Genomic DNA, 20,198 nt, shown 5'->3' with positions numbered 1-20,198 from the left:
CATTAACTACCCGTTATGAAAAATAAAAGATTAAGCCTGAGAATGAGCGAAAGAAGAATGCGAATATTGCAAACTTACGCCGCCGCCAAAGATAAAACTATTACGTCCTTAGTAGAAGATTGGATAGATTCTCTTAAATCAGAAAATGTTCATTCGTTGACCAACGATCCTGATTGAACTGCGTTCAATTTCGCCTGTTGGGCAATTCCTCACTCGCGCGTATTGTATTCATCCCACGCTCCGGTATAGTGAGCGTGGGGCTTCTGTCGGGAAAGCTAAACCTTAAAATATGCCAGTTAAATTAACTTTATGCCTTTTGTGACTGTAAGAATCAGCTAAGTCAGACTAGAATTAACCGGGCCAGTTAACCTTTGCTGAAATTCCCAACACAGGAGGTTTAATTTTGACGAAGTTGAAAATTGGTATTAATGGATTCGGTCGAATTGGTAGACTTGTGTTACGTGCTGGTCTTACTAATCCCAATATTGAATTTGTAGGAATTAATGATTTAGTTCCTCCCGATAACCTGGCTTATCTTCTCAAGTACGACTCTACACATGGAAGATTGAAAAGCAAAGTTGCAGCCAGAGAAGACGGGATAGTTATTGACGGTTATTTTATCCCCTGCGTATCCATGCGAAATCCCGCCGAATTACCTTGGGGTAAATTGGGTGTAGATTATGTTGTCGAATCCACAGGACTCTTCACGGACTATCCTGGGGCGGAAAACCACCTCAAAGCAGGTGCAAAGCGGGTTGTGATTTCTGCACCGACAAAAGAACCAGAGAAAGTAAAAACAATGGTCATGGGTGTAAATCATCACCTATTTGACCCAGCAAAAGACTTGATTGTCTCCAATGCAAGTTGTACTACAAATTGTTTAGCCCCCATTGCTAAAGTCATTAATGATAACTTCGGTTTAGCCGAAGGGTTAATGACCACAGTTCACGCCACAACAGCCACTCAGCCCACGGTAGATGGTCCCAGTCGCAAAGATTGGCGCGGTGGACGGGGTGCGGGACAAAATATAATTCCCTCCGCTACAGGGGCGGCTAAAGCGGTGGCTTTGGTGTTACCAGAATTGAAAGGTAAATTAACAGGAATGGCTTTGAGAGTTCCCACTCCCGATGTCTCCGTAGTTGATTTAACTTTCAAAACCACCAAAGCCACTTCTTACAAAGAAATCTGTGCAGCTATGAAAAAAGCTGCGGAAGGTAATTTATCAGGTGTGTTAGGTTACACAGATGAAGAAGTAGTATCTACAGATTTTCAAGGTGATTCCCACTCCAGCATCTTCGACGCGGGTGCAGGAATTGAACTCAATGCCAATTTCTTCAAAATTGTCTCCTGGTATGACAACGAATGGGGTTACTCCAACCGCGTCATTGATTTAATGTTGTCAATGGCCAAGAAAGAAGGATTGATTTAGGTAATGGGTAATTGGTAATTGGTAATTGGTAATTGGTAATTGGTAAAACATTCTTCCCAATAACAACTGACCACTGACTACTGACCACTGACCAATCCAGGGCTTAACGGAGTGTGCTACCTTAACGTTACTCCTTACATACTTATGCGTCGCACAAAAATTGTTTGTACTATTGGACCTGCTACATCTTCACCTGAGAAGTTAGAAGCTTTGGTAAGAGCGGGAATGAACATGGCGCGGTTAAATTTTTCTCATGGTGCTTATGAGGCTCACGCCCAGGTTTTTCATCATCTGCGCCAGATTAGCAAGGATTTACATAAGCCAATTGCGATTATGCAGGATTTGTGTGGTCCAAAAATTCGGTTGGGAAAATTACCACCGGAAGGACTGATGTTAGAAGCTGGGACTGAGGTAACTTTTGTTTTACAAGAGAAGGGTGAAACTATTGATGAGTTACCCTTACCTCTACCTACTCTCTTTGCTATGATGCGATGTGGGGAAACGATTTTAATTAATGATGGGCGGGTGAAATTAACTGTTACCAGTCGAGACGCTGATAGAATTCGCGCTCATGTGAATATTGGTGGTTTGATTTCTTCTCATAAAGGTGTAAATTTACCTGCAACTCCTTTACCTGTAAGTTCAATTACAGAAAAGGATTTAATGGATTTACGTTTTGGGATACAATTAGGAGTAGACTGGGTAGCGGTTTCCTTTGTGCGATCGCCCCAAGACCTCGAACCCGCACGCCGGATGATTGAAGGCGCTGGCTCAAAAATTCGTCTCATTGCCAAAATTGAACGGGCAGAAGCTGTGGAACAGCTAGATGCTATCATTGCAGCCGCTGACGGTATTATGATTGCTCGTGGGGATTTAGGGGTGGAAGTACCGATTTATGAAGTCCCCCTGATTCAAAAAGACATTGCTCGTCGTTGTAATCAAGCTGGTAAACCCGTGATTACAGCTACTCAAATGTTAGAGTCCATGATTAGCGCGCCCGACCCTACTCGCGCTGAAGCTACGGACGTGGCTAACTCAATCTTAGATGGCACAGATGCGGTAATGTTATCTGGAGAAACCGCAATGGGTGAATATCCCCTAGCTGCTGTCCAAACTATGCACAATATTGCATTAAGAACAGAAACCGTACTTCAAGAGGGAAATAGACATTCTTGGAGTCCGAAAGCGGGTAGTTTGACGGTGACAGAATCAGTATCTCAATCGGTTTGTCGCATTGCCTATGAAACCGGTGCAAAAGCGATTCTCTGTAATACTACATCAGGAAGCACAGCCAAACTCGTTTCTAAATATCGTCCCAGCACACCAATTATCGCTCTTACTTCCGACTGTACCGCCTACCGTCAATTAGCTTTATCTTGGGGTGTAGAACCGCTACTGATTCAACCTGTTCACAATGCTGAAGAAATGTTTGTGAATGTGGTAGACACTGTTGTAAATAGTGGTTTAGTTCAGGAAGGAGACAAGGTGGTGATTACCTCTGGTGTCCCAATTGGTCAATCTGGAACAACAAGTTTAATTAAAGTGCATTCTATTGGACAGCCAATTACAGCATGACGCATCTAAAATGGGTAGTTGGTAATTGGTAATTGGTAATTGGTAATTGGTAATTGGTGATTGGTAACAATTTCTATCACCACTGACAACTAACCACTGACAACCAACCACTGACAACTGACAACTGACCACTGACAACTGACAACTGACCACTGACATTGGAGTATGTTATGCCTAAGAACTTACTGGAAGCACTACGGGCAGTGACCGTTGTGGTAGCGGATACCGGAGATATCCAATCAATTGAACAGTTTAAACCTCAAGATGCTACTACCAATCCCTCACTGATTACTGCTGCGGCACAAATGCCGGAATATCAGGATATTGTTGATCAGACTTTACTGAAAGCTAAAAAAGATGCTGGCGCTGGTGCTAGTCAAGCACAGGTGGTATCTCTAGCTTTTGACCGTTTGGCGGTATCTTTTGGATTGAAAATTTTGCAAATTATCCCTGGTCGTGTATCTACAGAAGTAGATGCTCGGTTATCTTATGATACGGATGCTACTGTAGCTAAGGCACGGGATTTAATCGCTCAGTATAAAGCTGCTGGTGTTTCCAAGGAGCGGGTTTTGATTAAAATTGCTTCTACTTGGCAAGGTATCAAAGCTGGAGAAATTTTGGAAAAAGAAGGTATTCACTGTAACTTAACTTTACTATTTGGTCTGCACCAAGCGATCGCCTGTGCGGAAGCTGGTATCACTTTAATTTCTCCTTTCGTTGGTCGGATTCTTGACTGGTACAAGAAAGATACTGGCCGGGATAGCTATCCCGCAGCGGAAGATCCAGGTGTATTGTCTGTAACTACCATTTATAACTACTATAAAAAGTTTGGTTATAAAACCGAGGTAATGGGCGCTAGTTTCCGCAATATTGGCGAAATTACTGAATTAGCTGGTTGCGATTTGCTGACTATTTCTCCAGGGTTGTTGACAGAATTGCAAAATACTGTCACAGAATTACCCCGCAAACTTGATCCTGCTAAGGTAGCAAATCTATCAATTGCCAAAATTTCTATTGATCAAGCCACCTTTGAGCAAATGCACAATGGCGATCGCATGGCTTCTGATAAACTTGCAGAAGGTATTGATGGTTTTACCAAGGCTTTGATTTCTTTGGAAAAACTATTGGCCGAAAGATTGGCTGGTTTAGAAAGTGAAAAGGTAACTGCTTAATAATTGGTGATGGGTAATAGGTAATTGGTAAAATCCTTACCTATTCTCTATTACCTATTACCTGCTCTATCTACTTTTCACGGGTTGTTTTCGGATTAGCTAATTCATATTTTGAGCCTCTATTTTTAATATTTTAGTGTTTTGCTATAAGCCCTAAATTGATAATTTTGTGGTTATGCAATCTTTGCTAAAAGCACAACTACGAACAATTAATTTTCCGTCAACTTAATTTGATTTCATGTCTGCTATAGCACCTATCGTCATCGCCGCGATCGCTTTATCGGTGGCTTTTGGTAGGTGATAATATTTACTTCCAGCGGTTTTTGATAATTCCTTCGCAAAACCAGTTGAATTTTATGCAGATAAATTGAGATATTTGTCAAGAATATTGAGAAAATAAATAATATTTGACTTTGCTGAAATAAAAAATACAATCACGATTATAATTATTTTAGTTATTTAACATACATCACCAAGATTCACTACGGTTAATTTATATGCACACTTCAAAGTTTCAACTTTTCAACTACAAATCTTTTCAAGATTCTGGTCTACTGGAATTTACACCGGGTATTAATATTATTGTTGGTCAGAATAATGCAGGTAAAACAGCACTATTAGAAGCACTTACATTAAATTTTGGTGATGTCCCACATCGTAGTATTAAAACTTTAAAGACACCGTTATCTACATTGGATAATACTCTCTCAAAATCCAAAATATATATATATCTTGAGAAAAAAGAATTAAGGTTAATGATAGATCAGCATTTACCATTATTAATTCCAATGGAAGCTAACATGGAAGCTAACGGAGAACAAGCAGAGAAGACAGTAAATAAATTTATTGAATGGATGAATCAAGACAATGATGTAAAATTTTTAGTTTCATTGTCTAGTAATAATGTAATTGATGTAGCTAATACAGATTTAACTTTTGGAATATATTCTCATACGACTCAAGTAACAGGTAGTCAGAATGGTGAAAATACTTACCGTTCTATCAATGTTAAACGAACAGTTAGTGATGAATTAAAATTGTATTCAATACAATCTGCAAGACCCTCTGAAATAATTGCAGGTAAGCTATTTAGACTTTTACAAAGTCGTATATACAGGTTTTATGCCGAAAGATTAAATATTAGCAAGTGCGCTTTTGGAAACCAGTCAATTTTAGCACCAAACGCATCTAATTTAGCTGAAGTTTTAAATAGTTTACAAAGTCGAAACTCTGAAAACTTTAATGATTACAACAAATACATAAATCAAATTTTTTCGCATATTCAAAGGATAGCAGTTGAACCTAGAGATAATAACCAGTTAGAAATTATGGTTTGGAATATAGACCCGAAAAGCAAAAGGGAGGATTTAGCTGTTTCTTTATCATCTTGCGGTACAGGTATAGGTCAAGTATTAGCTATCCTATATGTTGTCATGAATTCACCAGAACCACGAACTATAATTATTGATGAACCACAATCATTTTTACATCCAGGAGCAGCAAAAAAACTAATTGAAATATTGAAACAATTCCCACAGCACCAGTATTTTATAGCTACTCATTCACCAACGATAATTAATGCTGCTAATCCTTCTAAAATTATCATGCTTAAATATGAAGATTGTGAAACTAAAGTATCAGTGATAAATGCTAAAGAAGCAAGAGAACAACGGTCACTTTTAGCAGAAGTTGGTGTGAGTTTATCAGACGTTTTTGGTGCTGATAATATTCTTTGGGTAGAAGGTCCAACAGAACAGATATGCTTTCCATTAATTTTAGAGAAATTAGCCGAAAAATCATTGTTAGGTACTACAATTTTGGCTGTTCAGGATGTAGGACGTTTAGATAATAAAAATGCTAGTTTGATATTTGATATCTATGACAAGCTTAGTGGAGGTTCAAGCTTATTTCCACCTGCTATTGGATTCTTATTTGACCGTGAGAATAGATCGAATAATGACGAGAAGGAGTTGCAGAAAAGAAGTAAGAAACCTGTTAAATTACTGCCTAGACGTATGTATGAAAATTATCTACTTCATTCTGAAGCAATAACAGCAGTCATTAATGAATGTGACGAAAACCGTGAAGAAAAGCTTACTATTGAAGAGGTTAAAGAATGGATTGATAAAAACAAATACGAACTTGATTATTTTCCAAAAGATGTAAAAATTCAGGGAATTTCAGATAATGATTGGTTTTGTAAAGTTGATGGTGCAAAGCTGCTAAAGGAATTATTTGCACATTTTTGTGAAACGCGATTACCTTTTTCCAAAACAACACATTCCGTCAAGCTTACTGAATGGCTAATTGATAATCAACCAGAACAACTTTTAGAAATAGCGGAATTATTGGTAAATATTTTGGATTTTAAAGATTAATAATTGATATCTATAGTTGCTAATAAATTTAGAAATTTTCTCTTTTCGTTTTTTATGATTGTGAAAAGAACAAATTTTCAAATGAATTAGTTTTATGCCATCGGTAAATATTAAAATCTCTTCTATCAACAGTAAGAATACGTCCATTTTCTAAATGTTCAGCAAGTACAACCAGGGAAGCATCAGCTAAATCCATTGGTAAATTTGCGTAATTTTCCATTAATTGAATCATCCTTTCAACATGATACTTTTCGAGATCAAAAATCTCAAAAGCACCCAAACAAAAACTTTTCAAAAAATTGAATGAGGCTGTATCACTAGCAAATTGTGTTAACATATAACAAGTTTCAGTAACTACTGGATAAGTTGAAATCAGTGGTTCTGAAATACTATTAAACGCAATTTGTGCTTGAAAATGATAAGTATCTCTTTGGTTAAACAAAGCTAAAAAAGCACCAGTATCAACAATAATCATAATCGCTCTTTTTCTTGTTTATCCTGAAGATAGTTAGCCATTTTTGTTTTATAAGTAACAGATAGATCAGAATCACCATTAAAACATCCGACTAAACCAAGTTCTTTAAATATTGCTAATGGAGTTTTGTTATTAGTCTGAACTTGGTTATAGTATTTTTCAATAGCTTGTTTAATAGCTTCACTAAAATCTTGATTCGTTTGTTGCTGAATATACGCAAGTTTTTCAACACAGTCATCATCAAGTTGGATTTCCAATTGCATAAAATTACCTCTACTGGCAAAATTAACGGCTAACTATCTATAAATTTACGTTAGCATCTAATCAAATAAATTTCAAAAAATAGCTGCCCTCTATCATATTCTTCCAACTGCTCCAATTTCATTCAGTCGAAACATACAATGTACCGCATGAAGGTGTTTTTTCGTAGTTATGCAATTTCTACTAAAAGCACAACTACGAAGGGTTGATTTCCGTCAACTTACTTTGACTTCATGTCAGCTATAGCACCTCTAGTCATGGCGGCGATCGCTTTATCGGTGGCTTTTGGTAAGTGATAATATTTACCTCCGGCTGTTTTTGATAATTCCTTCGCAAAGCCAGTGGATACAAACTTACTTTCCGTATCAATTACCAACAACTGCATCCCTGAAGCTCGAATTCTGCCGGCAATATCTAATAATTCGGCTTTGATATCCGGCTTTTCTCCTGGTTCCATGGGTTCACCTAAAGAACGAGCTAAAGGAATATTACCACGTCCATCAGTAATTGCCACTATCACAACCTGCCCGATATCCCCACCCATTTGGGCATTTATCCCCACCCGTACCGCTTGAGTTAAACCATGTGCGAGAGGTGAACCACCACCGCAGGGTAATCTTTCTAACCTATTCTTAGCTAAAGCAATGGAACGGGTAGGAGGTAATAAAACTTCCGCTTGTTCTCCTCGGAAGGGGATCAAAGATACTTGATCACGATTTTGATACGCTTCTGTCAAAAGCTGCATCACCGCACCTTTAGCGGATTGCATCCGATTTAAAGCCATTGAACCAGAAGCATCTACAACAAACACCACCAACGCACCTGCTTTTCTCACTAACCGCTTAGAACGGATATCTCCCTGTTCGACAATCACCTTTTTATCAGGTTGTCTAGCCCGGCGTGCTTTTTGATATGGGGCTGCGGCTCGCAGTGTGGCATCTACGGCTATTCTTCTCGCTTTACCTTTGGGAATCATCGGCTTAATGTACCGTCCCCTATCGTCTGAGAAGATAATACTGCGACTTCCAGATTTACCTTGCTTTTGTGCCATTTGGGTAAAATAAAGCACCTCTGGGTCGAGAATTACCCCTTCTGGATCAAAGATAAATTCTTCGGGAATGTCTGGGGGTTCTTGCTGTTCTTGGTCTTCTTCTTTCTCTTCTTCCTGTTCTTCCTCTTGTTCTTCTTCTGATTCCGACTCGTCTTGATTTTCTTGTGGTGGGGGAGGTGGTGGTGGTTGCTGTTCTTCTGGTGGAGTTTGAATAATTGTGGTTCGGGGAACTATCACCAATTCCACTGCGCGACGTAAATCTTCAGCGGTGACGGTACTGCGTCCTTCTAAGGCTGCTGCGGCTTTGGCTACGCGCACTGCAAATAATTCTGCCCGATGTCCTTCTACACCCCCGCGAATGGCTTCATTGACGAGGTAGGTAATTTGTTCTTGGGTAATGGTGACTTCTTTTAACCATTCCCGTGCCAGGATGATTTGGGTTTTGAGTGAGTCTATATCTTCGCTGTATTGTTGCAGAAATTCTGTGGGAGACTGGGAATAGGCGATCGCTTGTTCAACTGCCTGTACTCTTTGATCTATACCCAGAACTCCGTCTGCTGATAGGGCGATCGCTATTCTATCAAGTAAATGCTCTCTGAGCGCTCCTTCTTCTGGATTATAAGTGGCAATAAACAAAGTTTTGCAAGGATGTTGAAAACTGATTCCTTCCCGTTCAATTTGGTTACGTCCGTCCGATAATACCGATAAGAGTTGGTTACTAATTTGGTCATCTAATAAATTGATTTCATCCACATACAGCACCCCACGGTTAGCTGTAGCCAGTAATCCCGGTTGAAAAATTGTATCACCTTGTTTAACCGACTGTTCCACGTCCACAGAACCTAAAAGTCGGTCTTCCGTAATCCCCAGAGGAATCTGCAAAAAAGGTGCAGGGATAATTTCCGTTTCTATCTCCTGTCTTTGTTCCGCTAAAAGTTTATCATCCCATTCTTCGGGGTGGTTGGGGTCACAGTTGCTAACAGAACCTTTGACAACTTCAATAGGTGGTAATAAAGCGTGAATAGCCCGCGCCATCACAGATTTAGCCGTACCGCGACGACCTGCAATTACCACACCCCCCAAAACGGGATCTACTGCTGTCAACAGCAAAGCTATTTTAATTGCTTCTTGACCAACTACAGCAGCCAAGGGAAAAGCAGTCATTGTCGGGGTAAGAGTAGGCGATCGCATTGTTTCCTTAATAGTTATTATAGTTTTAGCATAGCAATTCCTGGCACATTTTAGAATATATATAATGGCAATTCCTCAAGGAGCAAGATATATGACTACAATTCAGGTTAAAAGCTTCACCTTAGAAGAATATCACCAACTCACTGAAATTTTCCTGTCTATTAAGATCCCCGACTTCTCAAAGAAGTCGGGGATCTGGTTTCTCTGGTTTCTCTGTTTTCTCAACCTACATTAATCGAAAGTTACTAAAAATCATGAACCAACCACTAAACCAAGAACAATTAAACCAGATTATTGCTGAAGTTCAAACATTACAATTACGTCAAGAATCAGAACTTAATCAACAGCAAATTAAAGAGATTTTACAAGATTTAAATCTACCACCTGAATTATTAGATGAAGCCTTAATTCAAATTCGGCGTAAACAAGCTTTAGAAGTTCAACAAAGCCGTAATAAATTAATTGGTTTTGTAGTGGCGACATCTGTAATTATCGGTATAGGATTAACAGTGTTTTTTCATCAACAAAAAAGTTCTTTATTGGCTAATATTTCCGCACAACAAGACAAAATTACCCTAACATCAAATAATGAAAATTTAAAAAATATCTCCCGTCAAACTAATTCAGAACTTGTTTATCGTGTGACTTTGAAAAATGCACCTATAGGTAAAAAACTCAATCTTTCTTGTAATTGGATTGATCCAAATGGTCAAGTTGTTAAACAAAATCAATATCAAACTCGTGAAATAAAAACTTCAGTTTGGGATACTGTTTGTCGTTATAGTATTAATCCTACCGCATCTGTGGGAAATTGGCAAGTACAAATGTTGCTTCAAGGTCGGAAAATTAGTGAAGAAACTTTTGTGGTGCAATAGTTATGTTTCCTTTTCATTTTATTGGTTATTGGGGTGATAGGAGAAAAGAGTTTCTCACGCAAAGGCGCAAAGGCGCAAAGGAGGAAGGAAATTTTTTTTGGGATGTTATTTATGTTGGTTGTGAGTCTGTACCTGTGTTACCGCAAAATATGATTGCGGGTATTTCTGCTGGGGGATTTTCTGATGCTTTTGATGTTTGGGTAAGGGTAGAGGAAGATAGGTTAATTTTGGGTAGGGAAGCTTTTGGACGAGTTTCTTTATTTTGGACTCGACAAGGTGGGGTGCTTTGGTTTGCTTCTCAATTACAATTACTTTTAGAAGTTATAGAAAAACCGGAAGTTAATATTTCTGGTTTATATGGTTATAGTTGTTTTTCTTATGTTCCTAATCCTCTGACTCCTGTTAATGAGGTGTTTTCTGTAGCTGCGGGAACTGAGATTATTTGGAAAGATGTTGATAATCCTCAAGTTCATAGTATTTATCAATGGTGTGAATCAAAGTCACAAATTCAAGATGAAAATACAGCAGTTTCTCAATTACAAGTTTTACTGAAAAATTCTATTCAAACACAAATTTCTAATTTAAAAGATGAACCTGTGGGGGTTTTTCTGTCTGGGGGTTTGGATTCTTCTATTGTTGCGGCTTTGTTGGTAGAAGCTGGGATAAAAGTTCGTGCTTACTCTTTGGATTTTGGTAAGGTGGGAATTTCTGAATATCCCTATGCGGAACAAGTTGCAAAGTTTCTGAATATTCCTTTAGTTAAAGTTGATGCTAGTCCTGGTAAGATTAAACAGGCTCTAATTCCTACTATCAAAGCTTTAGATTTACCTTTTGGTGACGGTGTGACTGTTCCTTTATATCTCCTCAATCAAGTTGCTAGTCAAGAAACTCAAGTGATTTTTAATGGTGAAGGTGGTGATCAATTATTTGCTGGTTGGACTAATAAACCTTTAATTGCTGCGGGTATTTATCAATCTGAACATCCTGATAAAGAAGAAAGTTTTATTCACCAATATCTGCGGACTTTTCACCGTCTTTGGGGTTATGAATCAAGGATTTATCAGCCGGAGATATATGCTCAGATTCAAGGTTTAAATGCTCAGGAATGGTTGTTAAATGCTCTTGATGCTAGTTTTTGTCCTTCGTTGTTACATCGTCTCCGTCGTGCCAGTTTGATGTTAAAAGGAGCGCAAAATATTCATCCCCGTGCGACTGCGTTGGGTTTTGCTCATGGGTTAGGTGTGCGATCGCCCTTTTGTGATTTACTTTTAGCAGAATGGACTTTTCAGCTATCTGGGGAACTCTGTCTAAACGGTGCTTGTGAGAAGTATATCCTCAAACGAGCAGCAGAAAATTGGCTACCTTCAGAAATAGTTTGGCGACAAAAACGCGGTATGGGTGTTCCCTTAACCTCTTGGTGTTTAAATGATTATTGGCATGATCTTGGTAATTGGTTAAATCCTGGTATACTAAAATCGGATGGCTGTTTTTTTCCTGATATTGCGTCACAAATTGTTACAGGTGAACTAGGAGGACAAATTCAAGGACGACGAATTGGTGAAAGTCTGTGGTTATTGATAATGTGGCAACTTTGGCATTATCATGTTTTTGGTTCTAAATTAGGCAAAAAGTCTTTATCTCATCCATTTATTTTACCTCGATGGTTATGGAAAAAGTTACAGCAATCCCAAATTTAGAATTAGAACTTGCACAGGAGTTATTGCAAGTTTACGGTTCTCCTTTATACGTCTACAACGGCGATATTTTACGCCAAACTATTTCATATATTACCAAAGCTATTAGTTATCCCCATACTCAGTTTCATTTTGCTAGTGTAACAAATAGTAATATTGCATTACTAAAAATATTTAAAAACGCCGGTTGGGGACTTCATGCTAATACTCCAGGTGATATTTATTTGGGTTTAAATGCGGGTTTTTATGCTGGTGATATCGTATATAGCGGTAGTAATTTGAATTGGGAGGAAATGGAACAGGTTCTTGGTTGGGGTGTAACAACTCTCAATTTAGATAGTATTTCTCAGTTGCGTTTGTGTTGTGAGGTTTTTTTATTTCGCGCAAAGACGCAGAGAAGCAAAGACGCAAAGTTAAATATTGGTTTGCGGTTGAATGTTTCGGAGGATAGTCGTATTGGTGTTAGTTCGGCTGATTTTGATGAGGCTGTTTCTATTGCTTCGGCTGCGGGTTTAAAGGTGACTGGTTTACATTTTTATCGCGGTACAGGAACTAATGCAACAACAGCCTTTATTGATGTAATTGATGCGATTTTAGCAACTGCAAAAAAGTTACCAGATTGGCAATATTTAGATTTTGGTGGTGGTTTTGGTTATCCATATCATCATGATCATTTGGCTTTTGATTGGCAATTATTTGGACATCAATTAACTAATAAAATTAGTGAAATTGTCAAAAATATTAATTTAATGATTGAGCCAGGACGCTCTGCTATAGCGGGTTGTGGTACTTTATTAGTTAAAGTTGTTTCGGTAAAATGGCAAGGAGAAAAACAAATTATCGGTGTAGATTCTACTATTGCTAATATTGCTGTTATTTCTGTACATGGAGGTTATCGAGAAATTATAACTTTGAAAAATTCAACTTCTCAAAAATATCTAACTGACGTTTGTGGAAATACCACATATTCACGAGATTATTTAGGCAAAAATTGTCAACTTCCCGCTTTAGAAATTGACGATATTATTGCTATTTTAGATGTTGGTGCTTACGGTTATGCTATGTCTTCACATTTTTTACATCGTCCTAAACCTGCGGAAGTATTATTAGAAAATGGTAGACATCATTTAATTCGTAAACGGGAAGATTACAGCATTTTACTTAATAATCAAATCATCTAAAATTCGACTTCTTTAATTATTAATTAATTCCCAAAATAAGAACAGAAGTCGAGTATCTAAGACCACAATTTTTAACCAAATCAAAACCAACAAAACCATGAAATGTATTAACTGCGGAACTGATAATAAATTAAAAGACAGAACAGCAAATCAAGGAAGATGTTTAAAATGCAATCATCCTTTTGTTTTTGAACCCACAACCATGGGAACTGTAAAAATTACAGATCCTATGTTTACTAAAGTTATTAATGATATTTCTGCTAATAACACTTTATTTTTTACACCAAAACAACTGCTTTACTTTTTAGATAGTCGTCTCAGAAAAAAATCATTTCAATCATTAGGATTTGTTGGTTCATATCTATTCCTTAATATTTGGTGTACAGTCTTTTTCTCTAACATGATATTCGGATCTAGGTTATGGTTAATGGGAAATTTAGTTTATCAAATTTGTGTAGCTATTTATTTGTTTAATCAAACGAATTCTCCTAAATTAAACAATGCTAGTCGAAAATCAAGTGCTAGATTCTTGCAAATCATAGGAGGTTTAATTTTAGTTATTGGAATATTTGCAAGTATGTTTGTTGTTCAGTCATTTATTATATTTGTAATTATCATCGTTATCGGAATATTTTCCATATTTTGGGGAACTGAACAGTTAGGAAAAGTTGATCAATTAAAACAAGAATTTTTAATTTCCCCAACTCAATTACAAGAATGGTTAAATCGTTGGGAACAAATTAATAATGTCCCTGAAAAAATTCTCCCTTCTCCACGACAAGAAATTACACCAGCGACAATAAATCCTGATGTCACTGCTTATAGTTTTGATAGATTAGTAGTTTGTGATAGTGCTAATATTGCACAATTATTAATTGCTAATAATTTCCACTTTGAAAATAATTGTGCAATTCTCAGTATTACCGGTTATCCTCAAAGCATTTTCAATACTACAATGGAAATGTTACGACGTAACCCTGATTTAAAGGTTTATGCTATTCATGATTGTAGTTCCAAAGGTGTCAGTTTAGTTCATCATCTCCGCACCAGTGAAAAGTGGTTTTTAAATAGCAATGTGGCAATTATTGACCTGGGACTTTTACCCCGTCAAATTATTGCGAGTCAGGGAAAAATGTTTACTCGGTTTTCTTCACAGTTAAAAGACGAAGCTAAAAAATTATCTGTAGATATTCGTCTGACTTTAACTGCTGAAGAACTAGCTTGGTTAGATACTGGTAATTTTGTCGAATTAGAATCTTTTACCCCACAAAAATTAATTCAAGTTCTCAGACATGGTATTTCTGGAAGCTTGAATTTAGAAAGTGATGATAGTAGTATAATTTTAATTGGTGATTCAGGTATTAATTCAGGAAATGATATTTATATGGTGGAAAGTTTTGGTTGATTTATTCACTTTTTATTCACCTGTAACCAAATTTCCAAACTCACCAATAACCACAGTTTAACACCATATCTTCCCCAAACATCCCCTTTAAAATCTAACCATTCACGCAATATATCCTGATTAATATAAGCTGATATCTGACTATTTCTATTTAACAACAATTTCCGCGCTTTTCTTGGCCAATATTTTCTAAATCCCAATTGTACAGGAACCATCATCCCACTTTTAGGACGATGAATAATAGTATCTGGTAAAATATCACTAACTGCTTTTTTCAAAACTGCTTTTTCTTCAACTCCCGAAAGTTTATATTCTGGAGGAATTTGCATACTTAATTCAACTACACGCTGATCAAATAATGGTGATAAACCCTGTAAATCTGCTGCTTGAGTTAAATTACTCACTTTTGTCAAAATCTGATCTGCACCTTTAAATTTAATATTCAATGCCATTAATCTATTCAAATAATTGACATCGGCATTTAAATCATCATAAAATACTGAAGATCCATTTTTTAAACTTTGCCAAATTTCCGCTTTTAAAAGTTGCGGTAAATCTAAAGTACACTTTTGAAAAGAAATTAAAAATGCTTGTAATGAATCCTGGTTATTAATAGCACCATATAAACTATTAATTAACATAGGTTGATTTTTCGGTCCACCAAAACAAGGATCTCCACCTTCTCCATTGAGGGTAATTTGCACATTTTCCCGCGCGATTCTGCCTATTAATAAATTGGGAACTGTTAAAGGATCTCCAATAGGATCATCTAAATAAGCCATTGTTTCTGGTAAACGTTCCCACATATCCCGAAAGGTAATTTCTAAGATGTGATGTTGAGTTTGACAATGTTCTGCAACTAAATTAGAAAACTCTAATTCGTTCGCAGTTTCGGTCCCAAAATGAATAGAATAGGTGTGAATTGGTGCAGAATGTAATTTTGCTGCTAGTGCGGTAATGCTGCTAGAATCTAAACCACCAGATAGGAAAATACCAACCGGTTGATTTTCGGGTAAATATTCTTTAACAACTTGTTCAAGTAAAAAACGCAATTTTTCACCATACCATGCTAAAGGTTGATTTTTGTCTATAATTTGTTCTTTTAATTGCCAATAATGATAAACTTGTTGTGATGGCATTTGCAGAAAAGTACCAGGACGAATTTCCTTGATATCTTGCCAAAGTGTCCTTTCTCCCGGAACAAATGCACAACAAAGATAATCTCGTAATGCAACTAAATCTAAATTATCAGAACGATAAGGTGTTAAAGTTCTTAATTTTGGGGCTATCCAACAAGTTAAACCTGTGGTAGTATAATATAAGGTGCGACCACCAATGGCATCTCTAATTAAATATAATTCCTGTTTTTCACAATCCCAAACTACTAACCCAAACATTCCCAATAATAGCTTTAAACATTCAGAATTATATTTTTCCCAAAGTTGTGCAACTATTTGTTGATTACTGCAATTATGATTAATCTTAATTCCTAATTTTTGCAGTAATTCTTCTCGATTACTTAACCAAATATCTCCAACTACTATAAATCTTTTGCTATGACTTATGGCAAATTTATCTGCTGTGGAAATAACTGCAAATTGCTGATCTTGCCAAATTACATCTTCTTTTAAATTATCTAATTTTCCGTAAGCTACACACCAACTAGACTTAAATTCAATATTTGTAATGGCAGACTGAGAACTTTTAAAAAAATTAAATAGCATTAGTTTGGGTATTGGATAAGGGGTAATAAGTAAAAATATTAGCAACTACCAATTACCCGTTAAAATCTAAGCAGCGAAATTTGCAGCAATCTCAAAGAAGTCGGGGATATGAACCAGGAAAAACCCCTGTTTCTTGATAATTTCAGCTAAACTGTTCCTCAGCGTCCAAATTAAATAGCATTTGCAGAGTTTGCATACATCGTCTTCTAGCTTCCACATCTTGCTGGGCGCGTAATTGCACCATCGGATCATGGAGAATCTTATTCACTATTCCCCTTGTCAAAGCCTCAATTACCTCTTGATGCTTTTCGCCAAATTCCGAACCCAAACGAGATAAAGCCTTTTCTAATTCTTGTTCGCGGATAGTTTCGATTTTATTCCGTAGAGAACTAATTGTAGATACAGTTTCTAAACTCCGCCACCAAATATCAAAAGCTTCAACTTCCTCATCTAAAATCTTCTCAGCTTCCTGCGCCATTTGCCGGCGACTTTCATAATTTTGGGCGACAACCGCCTTCAAATCATCAACATTAAAAGCCTTGACATTGGCCAAATCATTGACATCTGCATCCACATTTCGGGGTACAGAAATATCAAATATCATCAATTGTTGATTGGGTTCTAACACCGTTTCCAACTTCGCCCGATCTAAAATCGGTTCAGTGGAAGAAGTGCTAGTAAAAACTATATCACTAGCGGCAATAACTGACATCATTTCTGGCAGCAAATGGATTTGGATCGGTTGTTCTGGGAACAACTTCGCCAATTCTTCAGCCCTTGTGCGGGAACGATTAACAATACTAATTTGAGTTGCACCTTTAGAAATCAGGTGTTGTACAAGTAACCGGGACATTTTCCCAGCACCGAGAATAGACACCCGATAAGGAGATAAATTTTCTACTTTCATCTGTGCCAATTCCACAGCGGCCGAACTGATAGAAACCGCACCAGTCCCAATACTGGTTTCGGTGCGAACCCGTTTACCCGCCGTTAAAGCTTGTTTAAATAAGCGATTTAAAATGGTTTTGATGCCATTAAATTGTTGTCCGAGTTTATGGGTATTCTTAACTTGAGCGAGAATTTGACCTTCACCCAAAACCAGACTATCCAACCCACCCGCAACCCGTAAAATATGGGTGATAGCATCAGTATGCAGCAACATAAACAAATGATGTCTTAAAGACATAATCGGCAATTTGCTATGTTCAGAAAGGAACTGGGTAACTTCGTGAATTCCTTGGGTAGTCTCGTTACTAACAATATAAATTTCTAAGCGGTTACAAGTGCTGAGAATAGCAACTTCATCAACATGAGGATAACTCAGAAGTTGAGCGATCGCACTTTCAATTTGAGGTTCAGGAATACTTAATTTTTCTCTAACTTCTACAGGGGCTGTTTTATGGCTTAACCCCACCACGGCAATATTCATTTTTTAAATAGGTAATTGGTTTGGTGTCAGGTGTCAGTAGGGGCGAAGCATTGGGAAGATAAATTATCGCTCATTGCCGAAAATAGTTCTCCAAATGCTTCGCCCGTACAGTTGTCAGTTGTTAGTAGGGGCGAAGCATTGGGAAGATAAATTATCGCTCATTGCCGAAAATAGTTCTCCAAATGCTTCGCCCGTACAGTTGTCAGTTGTTAGTAGGGGCGAAGCATTGGGAAGATAAATTATCGCTCATTGCCGAAAATAGTTCTCCAAATGCTTCGCCCGTACAGTTGTCAGTTGTCAGTAGGGGCGAAGCATTGGGAAGATAAATTATCGCTCATTGCCGAAAATAGTTCTCCAAATGCTTCGCCCGTACAGTTGTCAGTTGTCAGTAGGGGCGAAGCATTGGGAAGATAAATTATCGGTCATTGCCAAAAATAGTTCTCCAAATGCTTCGCCCGTACAGTTGTCAGTTGTCAGTAGGGGCGAAGCATTGGGAAGATAAATTATCGCTCATTGCCGAAAATAGTTCTCCAAATGCTTCGCCCGTACAGTTGTCAGTTGTCAGTAGGGGCGAAGCATTGGGAAGATAAATTATCGCTCATTGCCGAAAATAGTTCTCCAAATGCTTCGCCCGTACAGTTGTCAGTTGTCAGTAGGGGCGAAGCATTGGGAAGATAAATTATGGCTCATTGCCGAAAATAGTTCTCCAAATGCTTCGCCCGTACAGTTGTCAGTTGTTAGTAGGGGCGAAGCATTGGGAAGATAAATTATCGCTCATTGCCAAAAATAGTTCTCTAAATGCTTCGCCCGTACAGTTGTCAGGTGTTAGTAGGGGCGAAGCATTGGGAAGATAAATTATCGCTCATTGCCAAAAATAGTTCTCCAAATGCTTCGCCCGTACAGTTGTCAGGTGTTAGTAGGGGCGAAGCATTGGGAAGATAAATTATCGCTCATTGCCAAAAATAGTTCTCCAAATGCTTCGCCCGTACAGTTGTCAGTTGTCAGTAGGGGCGAAGCATTTGGAAGATAAATTATCGCTCATTGCCAAAAATAGTTCTCCAAATGCTTCGCCCGTACAGTTGTCAGGTGTCAGTTGTCAGTTGTTAGTAGACTATCAAAAACTGATTGACGGATATAAATTGACTAAAAACTATAAAATACAAAGTTTTTAGATGTTCACAACCTGTCAAATTTACTTTGACAGACTACTAATAACAATGGACTACTGTCCACTGACCACTGACTACCGACTAATTACTACCGACTAATTACTACCGCAGTTGGATATTCTTAGGTTCGTCCCACAAGTGAACTGTATCCACAAACCGAGCGGTTTTGGATTGACTAGAAATAACCAAGCTTTGGGTTCTAGCACCACCGTGGAAGAAGCGCACACCATCCATCAAAGTTCCAGGAGTAATACCGCAACCAGCAAATAGCACTGTTTCACCAGAAGCTAATTCATTAGCGTTATAAACTCTGTCTCCGTCAGTAATACCCATTTCATTTAAACGGGCTAGATTACCTTCTCTGCTTTCACCAATTAAGCCAGTTTGGACAACTTCTGGATCATAGATTAATTGTCCTTGGAAGTGTCCACCCAAGCAGCGTAAAGCAGCAGCAGAAATTACACCTTCGGGAGCAGCACCGATACCCATTAAAGCATGGATATTAGTACCAGAGAAAGCGCAACAGATAGCAGCAGAAACGTCACCATCGCTGATTAGTCTTACTCTAGATCCAGCGGTGCGAATTTCTTGAATGAGGTCTTTGTGACGGGGACGATCCATCACTACTACTACTAATTCCTCAACAGAACGGTTTAAGCACTCAGAAAGGATTTTTAGGTTTTCTGTAGCGGATTTGTTGATATCAACATGACCTCTAGCGGCTGCTGGTGCTGCGAGTTTCTTCATGTAGAAGTCAGGAGCAGCAAATAAACCGCCCTTTTCAGAAATTGCCAAAACTGCCATTGAGCCATTTTGACCATAAGCAACTAGGTTAGTACCTTCGCAAGGGTCAACAGCAATGTCAATTTCTACAAGTTCTTCAAGATTACAGACACTGGCAGCATTTGGTTGAGTACAGATACCAACTTCTTCTCCAATGTAAAGCATAGGAGCTTCGTCCCGTTCGCCTTCACCGATGACGATGCGACCACGCATATGGATTTTGTTCATCCGTTCGCGCATCGCTTCCACTGCTACTTGGTCAGCAATGTTCTTTTCGCCCTTACCCATCCACTTAGAAGAAGCGATCGCTGCTTGCTCAACTACTTCTATAATCTCTAACCCAAGAGTATTTTCCACGAGTATCCCCTCTAAATTACTTGTCTTAGCGTCGTTTAATTAGCTATTT

The 20,198-nt window shown here is 38.0% G+C and carries 21 protein-coding genes; 14 read left to right on the top strand and 7 right to left on the bottom strand.

Annotated features, from left to right (window positions below; genetic code table 11):
* Positions 1–15: 15 nt before the first annotated feature.
* From FJR09_RS21395 to pyk, 3 genes are all read left to right on the top strand, one after another.
* Positions 16–177 (top strand): hypothetical protein, encoded by a 162-nt coding sequence (locus FJR09_RS21395; protein WP_168633705.1) that lies wholly within the window; start codon positions 16–18, stop codon positions 175–177.
* 226 nt (positions 178–403) lie between these two features.
* Complete coding sequence (gene gap / locus FJR09_RS21390) at positions 404–1,429, top strand: type I glyceraldehyde-3-phosphate dehydrogenase (RefSeq protein WP_015080659.1); 1,026 nt, start codon at positions 404–406, stop codon at positions 1,427–1,429.
* A gap of 144 nt (positions 1,430–1,573) precedes the next feature.
* A complete protein-coding gene (pyk, locus tag FJR09_RS21385; protein WP_168652548.1) occupies positions 1,574–3,004 on the top strand; it encodes a pyruvate kinase in 1,431 nt (476 codons plus the stop codon).
* On the opposite strand, the gene FJR09_RS21380 is transcribed toward pyk, so the two are convergent.
* Positions 2,963–3,142 carry a hypothetical protein gene (locus FJR09_RS21380; RefSeq protein ID WP_148764746.1) on the bottom strand — a complete coding sequence of 60 codons (180 nt, stop codon included), beginning with the start codon at positions 3,140–3,142 and terminating at the stop codon, positions 2,963–2,965. The genes pyk and FJR09_RS21380 overlap by 42 nt on opposite strands.
* Positions 3,143–3,174: 32 nt before the next feature.
* Between FJR09_RS21380 and FJR09_RS21375 the strand changes: the two genes are divergently transcribed.
* Together FJR09_RS21375 and FJR09_RS21370 are read left to right on the top strand one after the other, a co-directional pair.
* Positions 3,175–4,176: a transaldolase gene (locus FJR09_RS21375; protein WP_168652549.1), complete on the top strand. Its 1,002-nt coding sequence runs from the start codon at positions 3,175–3,177 to the stop codon at positions 4,174–4,176.
* A gap of 497 nt (positions 4,177–4,673) precedes the next feature.
* Entirely contained in the window at positions 4,674–6,554 is a 1,881-nt protein-coding gene (locus FJR09_RS21370; protein ID WP_168652550.1) for an AAA family ATPase, read from the top strand.
* Positions 6,555–6,606: 52 nt separating this feature from the next.
* On the opposite strand, the gene FJR09_RS21365 is transcribed toward FJR09_RS21370, so the two are convergent.
* The 3 genes from FJR09_RS21365 to bchD form a co-directional block, all read right to left on the bottom strand.
* On the bottom strand, positions 6,607–7,029 hold the full coding sequence (locus FJR09_RS21365) for a type II toxin-antitoxin system VapC family toxin (protein ID WP_028082198.1): 423 nt from the start codon (positions 7,027–7,029) through the stop codon (positions 6,607–6,609).
* Positions 7,026–7,292, bottom strand: coding sequence for a ribbon-helix-helix domain-containing protein (locus tag FJR09_RS21360; RefSeq protein WP_028082199.1), 267 nt, complete (start codon positions 7,290–7,292; stop codon positions 7,026–7,028). The genes FJR09_RS21365 and FJR09_RS21360 overlap by 4 nt, the downstream gene beginning before the upstream one ends.
* Positions 7,293–7,510: 218 nt before the next feature.
* Complete coding sequence (gene bchD / locus FJR09_RS21355) at positions 7,511–9,532, bottom strand: magnesium chelatase ATPase subunit D (RefSeq protein ID WP_168652551.1); 2,022 nt, start codon at positions 9,530–9,532, stop codon at positions 7,511–7,513.
* Positions 9,533–9,786: 254 nt separating this feature from the next.
* On the opposite strand from bchD, the gene FJR09_RS21350 reads away from it, so the two are divergent.
* The 4 genes from FJR09_RS21350 to FJR09_RS21335 all read left to right on the top strand — a co-directional run bounded on the left by FJR09_RS21350 (position 9,787) and on the right by FJR09_RS21335 (position 14,687).
* Positions 9,787–10,407 carry a DUF3859 domain-containing protein gene (locus tag FJR09_RS21350; protein ID WP_015080653.1) on the top strand — a complete coding sequence of 207 codons (621 nt, stop codon included), beginning with the start codon at positions 9,787–9,789 and terminating at the stop codon, positions 10,405–10,407.
* A gap of 2 nt (positions 10,408–10,409) precedes the next feature.
* Entirely contained in the window at positions 10,410–12,104 is a 1,695-nt protein-coding gene (locus FJR09_RS21345; RefSeq protein ID WP_168652552.1) for an asparagine synthetase B, read from the top strand.
* The gene (locus FJR09_RS21340; protein ID WP_168652553.1) at positions 12,068–13,282 is read left to right on the top strand and encodes a decarboxylase; all 1,215 of its coding nucleotides are present in this window, start codon (positions 12,068–12,070) and stop codon (positions 13,280–13,282) included. The genes FJR09_RS21345 and FJR09_RS21340 overlap by 37 nt, the downstream gene beginning before the upstream one ends.
* A gap of 97 nt (positions 13,283–13,379) precedes the next feature.
* A complete protein-coding gene (locus FJR09_RS21335; protein WP_168652554.1) occupies positions 13,380–14,687 on the top strand; it encodes a hypothetical protein in 1,308 nt (435 codons plus the stop codon).
* A 5-nt stretch (positions 14,688–14,692) separates the two neighbouring features.
* Here the strand turns inward: FJR09_RS21335 and FJR09_RS21330 are convergent, their stop codons facing one another.
* Both FJR09_RS21330 and FJR09_RS21325 read right to left on the bottom strand, forming a co-directional pair.
* Positions 14,693–16,411, bottom strand: coding sequence for an asparagine synthetase B (locus FJR09_RS21330; RefSeq protein WP_168652555.1), 1,719 nt, complete (start codon positions 16,409–16,411; stop codon positions 14,693–14,695).
* A 142-nt stretch (positions 16,412–16,553) separates the two neighbouring features.
* A complete protein-coding gene (locus FJR09_RS21325; RefSeq protein WP_015080646.1) occupies positions 16,554–17,840 on the bottom strand; it encodes a glutamyl-tRNA reductase in 1,287 nt (428 codons plus the stop codon).
* Positions 17,841–17,934: 94 nt separating this feature from the next.
* On the opposite strand from FJR09_RS21325, the gene FJR09_RS25570 reads away from it, so the two are divergent.
* From FJR09_RS25570 to FJR09_RS25565, 5 genes are all read left to right on the top strand, one after another.
* Positions 17,935–18,078: a hypothetical protein gene (locus FJR09_RS25570; RefSeq protein WP_168654176.1), complete on the top strand. Its 144-nt coding sequence runs from the start codon at positions 17,935–17,937 to the stop codon at positions 18,076–18,078.
* A gap of 296 nt (positions 18,079–18,374) precedes the next feature.
* On the top strand, positions 18,375–18,518 hold the full coding sequence (locus FJR09_RS21305) for a hypothetical protein (protein ID WP_158310537.1): 144 nt from the start codon (positions 18,375–18,377) through the stop codon (positions 18,516–18,518).
* A 32-nt stretch (positions 18,519–18,550) separates the two neighbouring features.
* Positions 18,551–18,694, top strand: coding sequence for a hypothetical protein (locus FJR09_RS21295; protein ID WP_168654175.1), 144 nt, complete (start codon positions 18,551–18,553; stop codon positions 18,692–18,694).
* A gap of 32 nt (positions 18,695–18,726) precedes the next feature.
* Positions 18,727–18,870: a hypothetical protein gene (locus FJR09_RS21285; protein WP_254433177.1), complete on the top strand. Its 144-nt coding sequence runs from the start codon at positions 18,727–18,729 to the stop codon at positions 18,868–18,870.
* Positions 18,815–19,012 carry a hypothetical protein gene (locus FJR09_RS25565; RefSeq protein WP_254433176.1) on the top strand — a complete coding sequence of 66 codons (198 nt, stop codon included), beginning with the start codon at positions 18,815–18,817 and terminating at the stop codon, positions 19,010–19,012. The genes FJR09_RS21285 and FJR09_RS25565 overlap by 56 nt, the downstream gene beginning before the upstream one ends.
* Positions 19,013–19,111: 99 nt before the next feature.
* On the opposite strand, the gene glpX is transcribed toward FJR09_RS25565, so the two are convergent.
* A complete protein-coding gene (glpX, locus tag FJR09_RS21280; RefSeq protein WP_015080645.1) occupies positions 19,112–20,149 on the bottom strand; it encodes a class II fructose-bisphosphatase in 1,038 nt (345 codons plus the stop codon).
* Positions 20,150–20,198: the final 49 nt, after the last annotated feature.

It is taken from the genome of Dolichospermum sp. UHCC 0406 (assembly GCF_009712025.1).
In the GTDB taxonomy this organism is placed as follows: domain Bacteria; phylum Cyanobacteriota; class Cyanobacteriia; order Cyanobacteriales; family Nostocaceae; genus Dolichospermum; species Dolichospermum lemmermannii.
The sequence above is the reverse complement of the archived record's forward strand: the minus strand, read 5'-3'. Positions and strand labels throughout refer to the sequence as shown.

What these genes read in the sequence shown, in the direction of transcription:
- FJR09_RS21395 (WP_168633705.1), top strand. Translation starts at nt 16, where the DNA reads ATGAAAAATAAAAGATTAAGCCTGAGAATGAGCGAAAGAAGAATGCGA.
- pyk (WP_168652548.1), top strand. Translation starts at nt 1,574, where the DNA reads ATGCGTCGCACAAAAATTGTTTGTACTATTGGACCTGCTACATCTTCA.
- FJR09_RS21375 (WP_168652549.1), top strand. Translation starts at nt 3,175, where the DNA reads ATGCCTAAGAACTTACTGGAAGCACTACGGGCAGTGACCGTTGTGGTA.
- FJR09_RS21370 (WP_168652550.1), top strand. Translation starts at nt 4,674, where the DNA reads ATGCACACTTCAAAGTTTCAACTTTTCAACTACAAATCTTTTCAAGAT.
- FJR09_RS21365 (WP_028082198.1), bottom strand. Translation starts at nt 7,029, where the DNA reads ATGATTATTGTTGATACTGGTGCTTTTTTAGCTTTGTTTAACCAAAGA.
- FJR09_RS21360 (WP_028082199.1), bottom strand. Translation starts at nt 7,292, where the DNA reads ATGCAATTGGAAATCCAACTTGATGATGACTGTGTTGAAAAACTTGCG.
- bchD (WP_168652551.1), bottom strand. Translation starts at nt 9,532, where the DNA reads ATGCGATCGCCTACTCTTACCCCGACAATGACTGCTTTTCCCTTGGCT.
- FJR09_RS21350 (WP_015080653.1), top strand. Translation starts at nt 9,787, where the DNA reads ATGAACCAACCACTAAACCAAGAACAATTAAACCAGATTATTGCTGAA.
- FJR09_RS21345 (WP_168652552.1), top strand. Translation starts at nt 10,410, where the DNA reads ATGTTTCCTTTTCATTTTATTGGTTATTGGGGTGATAGGAGAAAAGAG.
- FJR09_RS21340 (WP_168652553.1), top strand. Translation starts at nt 12,068, where the DNA reads ATGGTTATGGAAAAAGTTACAGCAATCCCAAATTTAGAATTAGAACTT.
- FJR09_RS21335 (WP_168652554.1), top strand. Translation starts at nt 13,380, where the DNA reads ATGAAATGTATTAACTGCGGAACTGATAATAAATTAAAAGACAGAACA.
- FJR09_RS21330 (WP_168652555.1), bottom strand. Translation starts at nt 16,411, where the DNA reads ATGCTATTTAATTTTTTTAAAAGTTCTCAGTCTGCCATTACAAATATT.
- FJR09_RS21325 (WP_015080646.1), bottom strand. Translation starts at nt 17,840, where the DNA reads ATGAATATTGCCGTGGTGGGGTTAAGCCATAAAACAGCCCCTGTAGAA.
- FJR09_RS25570 (WP_168654176.1), top strand. Translation starts at nt 17,935, where the DNA reads ATGCTTCGCCCGTACAGTTGTCAGTTGTTAGTAGGGGCGAAGCATTGG.
- FJR09_RS21305 (WP_158310537.1), top strand. Translation starts at nt 18,375, where the DNA reads ATGCTTCGCCCGTACAGTTGTCAGTTGTCAGTAGGGGCGAAGCATTGG.
- FJR09_RS21295 (WP_168654175.1), top strand. Translation starts at nt 18,551, where the DNA reads ATGCTTCGCCCGTACAGTTGTCAGTTGTTAGTAGGGGCGAAGCATTGG.
- FJR09_RS21285 (WP_254433177.1), top strand. Translation starts at nt 18,727, where the DNA reads ATGCTTCGCCCGTACAGTTGTCAGGTGTTAGTAGGGGCGAAGCATTGG.
- FJR09_RS25565 (WP_254433176.1), top strand. Translation starts at nt 18,815, where the DNA reads ATGCTTCGCCCGTACAGTTGTCAGTTGTCAGTAGGGGCGAAGCATTTG.